Here is a 13,758-nt window from a genome sequence, read left to right on the forward strand (position 1 = left end):
TCCTCCTAACGAGAAAGCGTGTCGACAATGCCGACGATAGCCAAGTCGATGGCCTCATTAGGGCCAGAAAAAACGTGTCTGGCGCTGGAGCCGCTGCTGAGCAATACCAGTTCGCCGGTACCCGCGCCGACGGAATCAACGGCGACTTCATCTCCGCTTAGCGGGGATGCGGGAAGCTCTCCGTCAGCACTCACCCGACGTACCAGCAGCAGTTTCTTCCCCACCAGCGATGGAGATTTTTGCGTGGAAACCACAACGCCTGTAACCCGTGCCAGATGCATAGTTCACTCCTGCTTAATTAATTGAACATTTCGCGTACTGACCGCTTCCTGAGCCAGAGCCGTCACGACACATCGGCGGCGTAGCACCAGTACGCCACCTTTCAATTGGGCAACGTCGGCATAGCTGAGAAGTTTGTCAGGATGCAAAAAAATGATTCGCCCCAGCTCGTCACTGAACTCCAGCGGCAGACGCGCGAGTTTTTTCACGGGGATCGCGGGTAACAATCGATGATGTAGTGAAATTTTCACGCGGACTCCGCATGCCAGCGCCTCGTGAATGGTTACCACCGGCGCATTGGCTGAGCAATCCTCGGCAATTTGCTGCAACAATGGCAGGTCGACCTGCAGGAGGTGGATCGCCGAGTACTGGCAGCATACTTTCCGTGAATCGAGTTCCCGTAACTGCGCGACGCTAAGAGTGAGCGTGCTTTCCGCGCGTTTTTTTAATCGGGAAACAACCTCCTCGATAATGCGTTGCAGCAGTTCGTTGTTCATCGTGGGCTCACCAGTGTGGCAAATGCCTGCGGATTATCAGCACCTGCAGCATTGGCTTCGTCTGTATCGATATGCATCTCAAGGCGCATATCCGGCGAAACGCGTACGGCGACGTTATCGAAAATCAGTCGACGTTCATCGCCATTAATGGCGACCGAGACTTTATCGCCATGGGATACGCGCAGGATCAGGGCATCGAGAGGCGACATATGGATATGCCGTTGGGCGACAATTACCCCGGATGCTAAGTTCAGCTCAGCAAATGGGCTGACGAGGCGAACGCCAGGCGTGCCCTTGATATTGCCTGACATCCGCAACGGAGCAGCAATTCCCAGCGTGCGGGCGTCGGTACGGGAAATCTCGACCTGACTGGTGCTACGCAGTGGGCCGAGTAAACGCACATTTTTTAACTGGCCTTTTGGCCCCACCAGCGTGACGGTTTGCTCTGCTGCATATTGTCCGGGCTGCAGCAGCTCTTTTTTCTCACTAATAGGGTGATTGGGAAACAAGCGACCGTAATCTTCAGCGCACAGATGAATATGACGATTAGAGATCCCCAGCGGAATCGGGCGCTCGCGCATTTCATCCAGAACTTTAGCGACCGTTGTTTCCAGTTGCTGTTTATCCATTACGCTTCACCTCGTTTGCCAGAGTGCAGACAAAGAGTGCGCGGCTCGCCCTTTTGACGAGGGCAGGCAGGATCAAGACACAGATTGCAGCTAATCAGCTCTGCATCTTGCGGCGCTTCAGGTGCTGCCGGGTCTACAAGCATCTCTTCATGCGCTATGGCTGGTGTGGGTTCGGGTGTAGGTTCCGACTCCTGGGTAACGCTATGTGACAGGATACCGTCCCCTGGTCTGGATATGACTTTGTGGGCCACCAGTCCGTCACGTTGTTCAGCAAAACTGACACCGGTGGAAATGGCCGCCTGAACGGAGGCCACATCCCCGATTATCTTGATCACCGTCCAGCCTGAGCCGTTGGTTTTTTCGAGGCCCACCAGCGTGATGGAGGCGGCTTTCGCCATGACGTCCGCGCAACTGATGGCTAATGCCAGACCACTAACTTCAAGTAATCCCAGTGATTGCTTCACGCTGTGCTCCTTGGTTTTAACGCTTATGCGGATTTAGGTAAAATGGCTTCAACGTCGCTGTGCGGACGCGGGATAACGTGGCAGGATTTCACCTCACCAACGGCGCTTGCCGCTGCGCTTCCGGCATCTACGGCAGCTTTTACCGCGCCGACATCGCCGCGAACCATAACGGTGATCAGGCCTGAGCCGATTTTTTCGTAACCAACCAACTGCACGTTTGCGGATTTCACCATGGCATCAGCGGCTTCAATAGCGCCGACAAGCCCTTTTGTTTCAACCAGTCCCAGTGCGTTATTCATACTGCTTTTCTCCTGTGGGTTATGAGTGGCATTCCCGGAACGGAATGCCTTTAACCAGCCGCGCAGCGTTATTACCAATACTGCGACGAGCGTGGTTATCTTGTTGATACGTCAGCGTAAAAAGTGGCGCTGATGTGGGTAAGTTTTTGTAGTGCACGACCAGTTTTTCGCGACTGCAGCCAATGCCAACCAGCAATGGCGATTGGCAGGCAGCCAGCCATGCGTTGTGGATAACGTCAGTTGATTGGCTCTCCTGGATGACAAAGGGGATCCCTTCTTCTTCAATACCCAGCAGCACGTCACTCCAGACGTCAGCGCAGCCAGCAGTGGTGAAGATCACAATGGCGGGCGTGGTGAGATTACTTTCCATGAGCGAACGCCTTGTACCAGGAGAGAATCAGCCCGGTCGCAACCGCATTGCGTGGACCTTCGGTGCCACGAATGTTGCCGCGCCCGGCAACCAGGCGATAATGTGCCAGCGCATCGGTGACCAGCTGTGGAACTTCGAAGTCCAGCGATGAGCCGCCAACCAGTACCACAAAGGGAATATCCCGAATGTTCCCGGTCGGACTCACCTGACGTAGCGCTCTGAGCGCATTGGTAACGAAAACGCGTTCTTTCGCACTGCGGCGGATGGCCCGTACTTTCTCCAGCGCCAGTTCGCCTGGCAGTGGCACCAGTTCATCGGGTTTTACTACACACACGCGGGCAAAAACCGTTGGTGGGAGAGGCGTGGGGAAGAACTGGACGCTGCCATCTTCGTGGCGAAGATGGAATAAGCTTTCGACTTTTGCCAGCGGATACTTTTTGATCTCTTCAGCGAGATAACGGTCATCCAGCCCCAGTTCACGGGCAATGATCATCGTGACCATATCGCCCGCGCCCGCCAGGTGTGTGGCAATAATTTCGCCTTTCGGGTTGATGATGGAGGCGTCAGTCGATCCCGCGCCGAGATCCAGAATGGCCAGCGGGCGCGTCGTGCCTGGGGTGGTTAAGGCTCCCAGAATGGCCGCTTCGGCTTCGGCGCCGCCAACCTGGACGTCAATGTTGAGCTTTTGCGTGATTTCCTGAGCAATCATCGCCATTTGCAGGCGGTCTGATTTCACCATGGAGGCAATGCCGACGGCCTGTTCAAGGGAGAACTCTCCGGCCAGGCCACCTGTCACGCTGACGGGAACCGAGGTATCGACCGCCAGCAGATCCTGAATAAAAATTTCGTGGCTGGGTTTGTTGGTTAATTCAGCCATTGTCTGGCGCACATGCTCCAGCATGCCGCCAATATTGGTGCCAGCCTCTCCGATGACGTTATCCAGTTTCAGGCATTCACCAACCGCTTTCATAATCGCTTCAGCGCCAGCTGCAACGTCGACACGTACAGTACGACCTTGCGACTGTAGCTCCAGATTTCCGGCGGGAATAGCTCGTGCTTTCACATCGCCTGACGGTGTTTTCACCACCACGGCAGAGCGGTTGCCGATCAGCGCCCGCGCCATCGGGACAATGTTTTTAGTCTCCTCGGCATTGAGGCCAAAGACGGTTGCAATCCCGTAGGGGTTAGAAAGCGTTTCAATAACCTTTCCTGGGACCGCGACCTCAATGGCAGCCAGCATACCCAGAGGGATGCGGTCGATATGAAGGACTTCATCGACGATGGGCAGAGGCTGAGTCAGACGATTACTAACCAGAACGCCATCGTCCTGCTGCAAAATAACGCCAGTCAACTGATATCCGGCACGGACGGAAGCATTAATCATCGTGGCGACATCGGCGAAATCAAATGCCGATGACACCACCAGAATGTAGGGCGTATCCGCCGGGCGACTGAGCAGGTCTTCCGGCGTAATCGTGATGCCTACGCCTAACCCGACGCCGCCCGGCGTTTTGGGGTTATGGCCGATCATGGTGGATTCAGTGATGATGGTTTCGGTTATCGTTTCCATCGCCACGTCGCCAATGACCGGGGTGGCTTCGTTAATACGGATGAGCGAAATATCGCTGACATTGATACCGGCGTTTTTTGCCGCCAGCGTAAGCGCCTCCTGGATGCCAAACACATTACGTAATGTGCCCTTAATCCCGGTGGTTTCTGCCAGGGCGCTGCCGGTGATGCTCAGCGCGCCAGACTCATCCAGGGTTGCCAGAGCAACTTCCGTTGATGAGTTGCCTATGTCAATGCCAGCTATATATCGCATGATCCTGTCCCTGAGTTAGTCGTCGCCTTTGAGTTTTTTACGCTCAACGTACAGCGCTGCCGCTTCACGAACGAAAGCTGCACAGATCTTGGCCTGATAACGATTTTCGAGATCGTCGGCGATGGCCATCAGCTCATCTTTCGTTGAGCGGTACGGGCGCAGCGCGTTGTAGATCTCAAGAATGCGATCGTCAGGAACAGCAGTTAGCTCAGCGGCGCGCTCGAAGTTCATCGCCAGCCTGTCACGTCCGGCATCTTTGGCTATTTCTGCCTGCAGGCGCAGCGTTTCAGGGGTGATGCGCATGTCCTGCGCCGTCACCTTGTTGCTCAGAACATTTTCAAGCGTGAAATCATCCAGAGTTTTGTTGGTTGCGGTTTTTACCCACTCAGGATGTTTATTCGCGAGAGGGTAATCCGTGACTTTCGCGGTATGTGTTGATGAGCTCGTCGCAGCAGGCGTTACGGACTCGCCTTGCAGGCTGTTCATCCGGCTCAGCACATCCCGAACCATCGATTCAATTGCATCGGTATTCATGGAGTTATCCTTTATTAAAGCGCCACGCGCAGTTCCTGCGGGTTTTTGCCCGTCACGACGTATTTAGTCTCTTTTATGTGCAGAATGGCCGATTTCGCCTGGTACTTAGGACGAGCCATCTGATCATTCAGAGTAGGGACGGGCTGCGGAGATTCACGCTTGGCATAACGCGCGGCGTTTTTACCGATCTGGCGATAGGTTTCCAGCGTCAGAAGCGGTGCCTGAGGGAACAGCTCCAGGTTTGAAAGCGGCGGTAACCCCTGCTGGTGGATAACCGTGGTGCCTTTTGACTGGATGCCGATAGAGATCCCGGAACCGCTCAGACGGTTACCCTCAACGGCGACAAACGCCACATCGGAGGATTTAAAGCAGCGTATAACACGCGCTTTAATACCTTCTTCTTCAATACCGGCAATCACTTCTCGCAAGATATTCTTATGCGGGATCCCTACGATATTGACGGTTTGCGACAGTCCAAACGCCGGACCTACGGCAATTATCACTTCGTCCTGCTGCTGGCCTTGTTTGGCTTCGCCAATCTCGGTCAGAAAACTGTCTCCTTGTACCGCAGCAGCCTGTGGTGCGCTAGCCGTTGTCGATGCGCGGAATGAGACAGGTTTGTCGCTGGTTTGCATTTCAGACAGTACGTCTTCAATTATCTGGCGCAGCAGCTTTTCATTGATTTCCATTTTTCACCCCTTAGCCAAGTTCGTTGGGATCAAGTGCGCCAGGGATGTTTTTGATCTCTTCCCAGCGTTCGCCTTGCAGGCGATAACCTGTTGCCGGACCGGCATAGTCGTTGACGTCATTTACTGCGGATAGCACCTGTCCGTCGCCAACGATAATGGCGGAGGTATGCAGATAATCCCCGGTTAACTTGGCTTTCTGGATGTTGAGCATGTCCTGAGCGACATCGGTAAACCCGCCCTGAGCAAGGGCTTTCACCACTTCCAGACCGTTACGGTTTTTATTGATGATCTCTTGCGCAAACTTGATGTCTTCAACGATGTTTCGTTCAGGCATATCTTTCGAACCGTGGGCGTAGGTCGCAGCTTCCACTTCTTCATCAGTGATTGGCGGTAATCCCATTCCAGCAAAGACGGCCTGTAGTGCGCGCGCCGCTTTATTACGAATGGCGATAACGTCTTCTTCACGAACCGGACGCAGACCCCCATCTACCTTGAGGTCACGCTGGAGAACGTTGTAGTCGTCAAAATCTTCGGCATCCTCGTTCGAACCCGCAAACATGTTGTCGTAGTTCGGTACCGCGGAATAACCGGAAGAGATGAAGTCAGTACCCGGCAGGAACTGCATCAACAGGCGGGCAGTACGACGCATATCCGAGTGGGTAAAGGTTTGGTCGTTGCTGGAAGCACATTCCAGATCCAGAGAAGAGCAGATCAGGTTTTCAGCAAGCACAGCACGAATGCCTGATGGCACCGCGGAAGGCACGCCGATGCAGCTTACTGAACCATTTTGTAAACCCTGTACGCCAGCGGCTTTGGTGATGTAAATACAGCGGGCTTCCAGATAAAGCATCGATTTGCCTTCGGCGTAACCCATCTGAACTTCTGAGCCTGAGCCGGAGGTAAAGCGCATCTTCAGGCCACGTGAGGCGTAGGAAGAGGCGAGGAAGCCTTTCGACCATGGTGTATCGTCGCCGTCGGTAAAGACGGGTTCAGTACCATAGACGGAGATGGTTTCCGCGTAGCAGGTGTGGCCTAGCATGCCGAGTTTAAGTTCGGTTGCTTCTTCCAGCGAGCACTGGGTTAATACGCCAGGGCGTCCAACCTGTGAGCCGACTAACAGCGCAATGGCGTTAAATGGCGCATAACGCGCAACGGCAACGGTTGTTTCCTGTTCGTCAAACCCGCGCCATGCGCCTTCAGCAGCATCAGCGGCAATCTGCACCGGGTTATCTTTAACGTTAGTAACGTGCGCCTGTTGAGATGGTGTACGACGCGCACGCATTTTCTGCATGGCCATCATCATCTCAACGACGTTCATATGGGACACCACTTCGACAATTTTTGCCGGCGTCATTGCGGTGGTCAGCGGCACAATGTCTTTGCGCTTCACGTTAGGGTCGCAAAGCATATTGGCAAGTTTTACCGAGTCCATCGCCATGACTTCTTCAGCGCGTGCCAGGTTAATGCCATAGCGGGCAATAAAATGGTCAATTAAGTCAAATTCACTGGCGGATTTACCGTCCAGTTCAGTGACTGTACCGTTGACGATTTTAATTGACGGCTTGGGGTCGTTCGGGCTTTCCATCGCAATGAAGCCTTCTTCGATCCACTCCTTAACGAAGCCATCCTGATTCACAGGGCGCTTCGCCAGTGCTTCAAATCTTTTCGATCTCATGAATCAGCCTCACTGATATCAGATGTAGGACGGACGATCGTTTTTCGGCTCTGAGCCGAGGGTCCCTAGAACGGTTTTACCGATTTCACGGGCGGAAATAACGGCCTGACGAACAGCGCCGGAATCACCTGAAATGACCAGGATGGCTTCGTTACTGAAGCTGGTTCCATGGGCTGGGGAGCTGTAGGCCACAACTTCCACATTGGCGGATTTCAGCGCGGTATCAGCCATCAGGACACCAACGGATGCTGGCGCGCCGACGATAACGCCACAGGCACGGCCAATCGGTGCGCCAAAGGCTTTTTCAAGTGCGTAGCTGGCGCGTGCGGTGTACTGCATTTCGATGTGACCGGCTTCGTTGGCATAAACATCGCCAAAGGTGCGATCCAGCTCCTTCAGCGCAACCTCAATGCCGCGTTTCACGTCGGAAACATCGTTGCCGCCGAGAATAATCAGCGAACCGTGACCTGCGCCGCCTTTGGTATCACGTGGTAACTCAATACTGACGACTTCAGTATTTGTTGCTTTTACCGCTTCATCGGCGGCCATGATGTGAGGACCCGCACCAGTGCGTGCGCCGAGGATGCCAATGGAGCGATACCGTTTTTCAAGTTTCATCGCGTCCAGGAGGGCACTGTCTACGTTGGCGATTACCAGACCGACGGTGTCGCCAATCGCAGTACCGACAAACTCCGTTAAACTGCAGCTTTTCTCTGCCATAGCCGTTTCTCGTGTTGGAGGATTATTTTCAGGGATAGCCTGCTGTTCCGGCGTTGCCACACGAGCAATCACCTGCGCCATGATCTGTTCAACCAGCTCATTGCTGCTCATTAGCTAATTCCCTTCGGTAAGATTTTTTCTACATCGGTATGAGGGCGTGGGATGACGTGTACGGCTTTCACTTCTCCCACGTTACGGGCTGCGGCGGCACCTGCATCTGTTGCTGCTTTGACTGCACCGACATCGCCGCGGACAATAACTGTTACCAGCCCCGAACCAATTTTTTCGTAGCCGACCAGCATTACATTGGCTGACTTCACCATTGCATCTGCGGCCTCTATGGCTGCAGTCAAGCCTTTGGTTTCTACCATTCCTAACGCTTCTTGTTGCATAAAGACCTCGCCTGGGTTGTCCCGATTTTCATGACTATAAAAAGAAGCGAGGAAAAAGAATGGCTGAGTTGAAAGTAAGAGTGAAAAAATAGTGAGGATACGGTGATATAAAATTGCTGTGTTTTATTATATGTTGTTGTTTTGTATTGTTATTTTAATTTTTTATGATGTGATTATTTGGTTATGTCAATTCCATATTTACACTTTTCTGAGTGACAGTTTAAATATCATTTGCTATGCGGAAAAATGAAATTGTGATGATGGTTTGAAAACGGAATTCTGCTATTAGCAATATTTTATTATTTTGAAAATGTGCTTTTAATAGGGTGAGTCCTCGTTTTATCACCTGTTTTAATAAAGGTGATAGCAAGAATTTGCTATCGCAGCACGATTTTAAAAATCATACCACTCGCAGATTGCCAACAATTTGCCGACATGCCTTTTTATAGTAAGCCTTGAAGTATTCTACTTGCCAGCAAGGAGTCCGCTGGTAAAGACACGAACTCTGCTTAGAAGGTGTCACAATGAACGATTCACTAAAAGCACAATGCATTGCTGAGTTTTTGGGTACCGGGCTGTTTTTATTTTTTGGTATTGGATGCCTGAGTGCCCTGAAAGTCGCGGGTGCCAGCCTGGGATTGTGGGAAATCTGCATCATATGGGGACTGGGGATCTCGCTTGCAGTCTATCTGACTGCCGGGATATCTGGCGCGCATCTCAACCCTGCTATCACTATTGCTCTGTGGCTGTTTGCCTGTTTTCCGGGGCGTAAAGTTTTACCTTACTCCGTGGCACAGGTTGCGGGTGCCTTCGGTGGCGCACTGCTGGGTTATTTGCTCTACGGCAGTCTGTTTACCGAGTATGAATCGGCCCACCAGATGGTGCGCGGTAGTCTGGAAAGCCTGCAACTTGCCAGCATTTTTAGTACGTATCCTGCAGCGGCGCTCAGCGTATGGCAGGCCGCGTTAGTCGAAGTGGTGATTACCTCCATTCTTATGGGAATGATCATGGCGCTGACTGATGATGGTAACGGTGTTCCTAAAGGTCCGTTGGCGCCATTGCTGATTGGTATTCTGGTCGCTGTTATCGGCGCATCCACCGGTCCGCTTACCGGATTTGCAATGAATCCGGCGCGTGATTTTGGTCCTAAATTGTTTGCCTGGATGGCCGGATGGGGAGATGTTGCGATGACAGGTGGACGTGATATTCCTTATTTTATCGTGCCGATTGTCGCCCCTATCATCGGTGCTTGCGCGGGCGCAGCAATTTATCGTTATTTTATTGGCAAAAATTTACCGTGTAATACGTGTAAGCTGGAGGAAAATGAGAGCTAGCTTCACAGAAGAAGTTTATTTTTGAAAGGTAAAAACTGTTTTCGTGATCCGGTTTCCTGAACCGCTGAAAAAGTCTCCCAACAATGGGAGACTTTTGTTATGTTCAATGATGACTTTCATCATTGCTCAGGATGGCAGGATGAAAATGAATGTGAATAATATGTTTTGTTTATAACAATAAATTAACTGAGAGGTTTTATCATGATTTCTGCGAGTGCCCTGAACTCAGAACTCATTAATAAAATCGCACAGGATTTTGCGCAGGCCACCAGTCTGGCCGTTGTGGTTGTCAATATTCACGGTGATGAAATTTCTGAGCTTTTTAATTTCACCCCATTTTGCCAGCTGATGCGCCAGCATCCGCAGCACAGTACCCGCTGTCGTATGAGCGATCGCTGTGGGGGACTGGAAGCTTCGAAATCCGATCAACCCTGCATCTATCGCTGTCACGCCGGGCTTACCGATTTCTCAATTCCGCTGGTCATTGCGGGACACCTGGTAGGGTTTGTGCTTTGTGGACAAGTCCGCTTAAGTAATGATGTCGGTCTGGTTGATATTCTGAATGTAGATGATCGCTGGCAAGCGGATCCCGAGCTGGTCAGTGAATTTCGTAATGTACCGGAGATGGACTATTCGCGAGTCATCGCTTCTGCGGATCTTCTCAAACTCATTGTAGAAAATTGTCTTAAGAAACAACTTAATTTTGTTGTTATCAAGGATAATCCGCAGCAGTCAGAGCCGGTTCGTGCGAACCGCAGTACCAACCCTCACGACAGTAAAATGAAAAAAGCTCTGCGCTATATTGATGCGCATTTATCAGACGAATTGCGTCTGGAGGATGTTGCCTCTCATGTTTTCCTGAGTCCTTACTATTTCAGTAAATTGTTCAAAAAATATCAGGGTATCGGTTTTAACGCATGGGTAAACCAGCAGAGAATGGCCAGTGCCAAAGAGTTGCTTTGTCACAGTGACTGGAGTATTGCCAGCATTGCGCGTAATTTGGGCTTCTCGCAAACCAGTTATTTTTGCAAAGTTTTCCGTCAAACGTATCAGGTTACGCCGCAGGCATTTCGCCAGCAAATTAATGTCATTTCACGTAGTGAATCCGCCTAAATAGCAATATTTTGCTATTGCCGATTTTTGATATAGGGCGCTATGTCAGTCATTATAAAATGAAAAGTAACGACACCAGTCAATAAATTGTCATAGCGCAACAAATTAATGGTATCAGAGGGATAAACTGCACCAGTTTTTATTTTTGTGATGAGATACAGTGTCTGTGTGAATGACTTTCTTTATTCTTTACTGACGCTTTCATTCAAAGTTTGAACATATGAATAAGTGGGTTTAGGCCAGATAATTGGCTGAATGAACCCGGAAAGATATTAAATTGAATTATTGTCATGAGGTTGTGAATTTACCTCATAACAGAGAGCTTAATTAACCAGGCTCTTGAACTGACAGGTTTGCCACATTTGTGGTAGGGAAGGGGGTGAGAATCCCCCGCAGCCCCCGCTGCTGTGATGCTGACGACCCCGTATGGACCACTGATCGCAAGATTGGGAAGGACGGGTGAGGATGACGCTAAGCCAGAAGACCTGCCTGTCAGTGACTACCAACAACTTCGGTGGGAAGTGGGTGGTTCAGATGCATACAGTCGAGAGACTGGGTATCTCTACACCCCTACCACCCTGAACAGGATCAGGGTATGGCGGCCAATTTTCACGCATTTGTTCTTGCAGGTACCGGAAGCGGCTGTGGTAAAACCACGGTGACGCTGGGCTTGTTGAGCTTGTTGAAAAAACGCGGTTTACGCGTCCAGCCTTGCAAAGTGGGTCCTGATTACCTTGATACCGGCTGGCATACAGCGGTATGCGGTACTGCTTCGCGCAATCTTGATAGCTTCATGCTTCCCGTCCCCACGTTGAACGCTCTATTCTGCGAGCAAATGCAACATGCGGAAATCGCGGTGATTGAAGGTGTTATGGGGCTGTATGACGGTTATGGCACCGACCCAAATTACTGCAGCACCGCCGCGATGGCCAAACAGTTAGGCTGCCCGGTTATCTTACTGGTTGATGGCAAAGCCGTTTCCACCTCGATCGCCGCGACGGTAATGGGATTTCAACATTTTGATCCAACCTTGAACATCGCCGGCGTCATTGTTAACCGGGTCAACAGCGAATCGCATTACCAGCTCCTGAAAGTGGCGATTGAGCGTTACTGCGATGTCCCCGTATTGGGTTATGTTCCCCGAATGGAAGGCGTTGCGCTTCCTGAACGGCATCTGGGTTTGGTTACCGCACGCGAGTCGGTTATTAACCAGCAGCCGTGGCAGGAGTTTGCCGCGACGCTGGAGCAAACTCTTGATATCGATGCGCTGCTGAAATTAAGCCAGTTAACCAACCTTCCCACTGGTGAATGGCCAGCGCTGCCTGCCGCAGACGCCGGAGCAGGGCTAACGCTTGCCATCGCCGATGACGAAGCGTTCAACTTCTACTACCCGGATAACATCACGCTCCTTGCGCGCGCAGGGCTTAAGATTGTTCGTTTTAGCCCGTTGCACGACACCAGCTTACCCGATTGTCAGATGGTCTGGTTAGGTGGCGGATATCCTGAGTTACATGCTGCGACGCTGGCTCGCAATGTTTCGATGCTTAGCCAACTGCGGGCAGCGCATCAGCGGGGTGTCGCGATTTATGCCGAGTGCGGGGGATTGATGTATCTCGGCAGTTCGCTGGAGGATAGCCACGGCGATACCTGGCTGATGGCGGATATCATTCCCGGTCACAGCAAAATGGGGAAACGTCTGACCCGATTTGGCTACTGTGAAGCGCAGGCCACACAGCAAACATTGTTAGCCGCAGAAGGCGAAGTGCTGCGCGGACATGAATTCCACTACTCCGATTTTACCCCTGAAACGCCAGCGGTGATGAACTGTCGCAAAGTGCGCGATGGCAAAACGCTGCAAGCCTGGTCTGGCGGCTGGCAGGTCGGAAACACCTTCGCCAGCTATCTACACGTTCATTTTGCTCAACGTCCGCAGATGCTCAACCATTGGCTGGCAGCCGCGAGGAGTGCGCTATGACGATCCTCGCGTGGTGTGTTGCCTGGCTGCTTGATTATATCATCGGCGATCCGCAGAACTGGCCACATCCGGTGCGCTGGATTGGCAATCTGGTTTCTGCGGTGCAGCGAGTTGTTCGGCGTTACTGCCATAGCGACCGCGCGCTACGTATCGGCGGCGCGGTGATGTGGATTGTGGTGGTCGGTCTGACCTGGATAGTGTCCTGGGGAGTGCTGGCGCTGGCGCAATCTATTCATCCCTGGCTTGGTTGGGTGGTGGAGGTTTGGATGATCTTTACCGTGCTGGCCGGGCGCTGTCTGGCAAACGCGGCGCAGGATGTCGAACGTCCGCTACGTGCCGGTAATCTTGCCGCAAGTCGTGAAAAATTGTCATGGATTGTGGGACGCGATACCTCGCAATTACAACCTCAGCAGATCAATCGCGGCGTAGTAGAAACCGTGGCTGAAAACACTGTCGACGGCATCATCGCGCCGCTGTTTTTCCTCTTTCTCGGCGGTGCGCCTCTGGCGATGGCCTACAAAGCGGTAAACACCCTTGACTCCATGGTGGGCTACAAACATGAGAAATACCGCGCTATCGGTATGGTCAGCGCCCGCCTGGACGATGTCGCAAATTATATCCCTGCGAGGCTGAGCTGGCTGCTGCTGGGCGCAGCGGCATTTTTATGCCGCCAGGATGGCGCGCGTGCGTTGCAGATTGGCTGGCGCGATCGCTACAACCACAGCAGCCCAAACTGTGCGTGGTCGGAAGCATCCGTTGCCGGCGCATTAGGAATTCGGCTGGGTGGTCCAAATGACTACTTTGGCGAGCGCGTTGAGAAACCGTGGATCGGTGATGCACAACGTGACATTTCGGTAGACGACATTTCCCATACGATTCGATTGATGTGGGTGGCATCGACGCTGGCACTGGCGCTGTTTATTGCGCTGCGATGCCTGCTGGTCGGTGTAGCCTGAGGACAACACA

At 52.2% G+C, this 13,758-nt stretch carries 16 protein-coding genes and 1 riboswitch; of the genes, 4 read left to right on the top strand and 12 right to left on the bottom strand.

Features of this window, described 5'->3' with window-relative positions; translation table 11 throughout:
* Window positions 1–5 precede the first annotated feature (5 nt).
* The 12 genes from OGW16_RS14850 to pduA are packed head-to-tail and all read right to left on the bottom strand — an operon-like array spanning window position 6 to window position 8,370.
* Window positions 6–281: a EutN/CcmL family microcompartment protein gene (locus OGW16_RS14850; RefSeq protein ID WP_043016830.1), complete on the bottom strand. Its 276-nt coding sequence runs from the start codon at window positions 279–281 to the stop codon at window positions 6–8.
* Window positions 282–284: 3 nt separating this feature from the next.
* Window positions 285–776, bottom strand: coding sequence for a microcompartment protein PduM (pduM, locus tag OGW16_RS14855; protein WP_087051372.1), 492 nt, complete (start codon window positions 774–776; stop codon window positions 285–287).
* The gene (locus OGW16_RS14860; RefSeq protein ID WP_286518574.1) at window positions 773–1,405 is read right to left on the bottom strand and encodes a phosphate propanoyltransferase; all 633 of its coding nucleotides are present in this window, start codon (window positions 1,403–1,405) and stop codon (window positions 773–775) included. The genes pduM and OGW16_RS14860 overlap by 4 nt, the downstream gene beginning before the upstream one ends.
* Window positions 1,405–1,869, bottom strand: coding sequence for a BMC domain-containing protein (locus OGW16_RS14865; RefSeq protein ID WP_047410243.1), 465 nt, complete (start codon window positions 1,867–1,869; stop codon window positions 1,405–1,407). Before OGW16_RS14865 ends, OGW16_RS14860 begins: the two co-directional genes overlap by 1 nt.
* A 23-nt stretch (window positions 1,870–1,892) precedes the next feature.
* A complete protein-coding gene (pduJ, locus tag OGW16_RS14870) occupies window positions 1,893–2,168 on the bottom strand; it encodes a propanediol utilization microcompartment protein PduJ (RefSeq protein ID WP_001057752.1) in 276 nt (91 codons plus the stop codon).
* A gap of 19 nt (window positions 2,169–2,187) precedes the next feature.
* Window positions 2,188–2,538, bottom strand: a complete 351-nt coding sequence (locus OGW16_RS14875; protein WP_043016826.1) for a glycerol dehydratase reactivase beta/small subunit family protein — start codon at window positions 2,536–2,538, stop codon at window positions 2,188–2,190.
* Entirely contained in the window at window positions 2,528–4,360 is a 1,833-nt protein-coding gene (locus tag OGW16_RS14880; protein ID WP_286518575.1) for a diol dehydratase reactivase subunit alpha, read from the bottom strand. Before OGW16_RS14880 ends, OGW16_RS14875 begins: the two co-directional genes overlap by 11 nt.
* A gap of 15 nt (window positions 4,361–4,375) precedes the next feature.
* On the bottom strand, window positions 4,376–4,894 hold the full coding sequence (gene pduE / locus OGW16_RS14885; protein WP_181231297.1) for a propanediol dehydratase small subunit PduE: 519 nt from the start codon (window positions 4,892–4,894) through the stop codon (window positions 4,376–4,378).
* A gap of 14 nt (window positions 4,895–4,908) precedes the next feature.
* Entirely contained in the window at window positions 4,909–5,583 is a 675-nt protein-coding gene (pduD, locus tag OGW16_RS14890) for a propanediol dehydratase medium subunit PduD (protein WP_047410249.1), read from the bottom strand.
* Window positions 5,584–5,593: 10 nt separating this feature from the next.
* Window positions 5,594–7,258 (bottom strand): propanediol dehydratase large subunit PduC, encoded by a 1,665-nt coding sequence (gene pduC / locus OGW16_RS14895; protein WP_003030249.1) that lies wholly within the window; start codon window positions 7,256–7,258, stop codon window positions 5,594–5,596.
* Between the two features lie 18 nt (window positions 7,259–7,276).
* Window positions 7,277–8,089 (bottom strand): propanediol utilization microcompartment protein PduB, encoded by an 813-nt coding sequence (pduB, locus tag OGW16_RS14900; protein ID WP_003834129.1) that lies wholly within the window; start codon window positions 8,087–8,089, stop codon window positions 7,277–7,279.
* Window positions 8,089–8,370, bottom strand: coding sequence for a propanediol utilization microcompartment protein PduA (gene pduA / locus OGW16_RS14905; protein ID WP_003030255.1), 282 nt, complete (start codon window positions 8,368–8,370; stop codon window positions 8,089–8,091). Before pduA ends, pduB begins: the two co-directional genes overlap by 1 nt.
* Before the next feature lie 524 nt (window positions 8,371–8,894).
* Between pduA and pduF the strand changes: the two genes are divergently transcribed.
* The 4 genes from pduF to cbiB all read left to right on the top strand — a co-directional run bounded on the left by pduF (window position 8,895) and on the right by cbiB (window position 13,748).
* Complete coding sequence (gene pduF / locus OGW16_RS14910; RefSeq protein ID WP_043016822.1) at window positions 8,895–9,704, top strand: propanediol diffusion facilitator PduF; 810 nt, start codon at window positions 8,895–8,897, stop codon at window positions 9,702–9,704.
* A gap of 201 nt (window positions 9,705–9,905) precedes the next feature.
* Complete coding sequence (gene pocR / locus OGW16_RS14915) at window positions 9,906–10,817, top strand: transcriptional regulator PocR (RefSeq protein ID WP_043016821.1); 912 nt, start codon at window positions 9,906–9,908, stop codon at window positions 10,815–10,817.
* A 332-nt stretch (window positions 10,818–11,149) separates the two neighbouring features.
* Window positions 11,150–11,324: riboswitch (cobalamin riboswitch) on the top strand.
* 88 nt (window positions 11,325–11,412) lie between these two features.
* Window positions 11,413–12,792 carry a cobyrinic acid a,c-diamide synthase CobB gene (locus tag OGW16_RS14920; protein ID WP_043016820.1) on the top strand — a complete coding sequence of 460 codons (1,380 nt, stop codon included), beginning with the start codon at window positions 11,413–11,415 and terminating at the stop codon, window positions 12,790–12,792.
* A complete protein-coding gene (gene cbiB, locus OGW16_RS14925) occupies window positions 12,789–13,748 on the top strand; it encodes an adenosylcobinamide-phosphate synthase CbiB (protein WP_087051377.1) in 960 nt (319 codons plus the stop codon). The genes OGW16_RS14920 and cbiB overlap by 4 nt, the downstream gene beginning before the upstream one ends.
* Window positions 13,749–13,758 lie beyond the last annotated feature (10 nt).

Origin of the sequence: Citrobacter sp. Ce104 (assembly GCF_030334595.1) — a bacterium.
Classification (GTDB): Bacteria; Pseudomonadota; Gammaproteobacteria; order Enterobacterales; family Enterobacteriaceae; genus Citrobacter; species Citrobacter europaeus.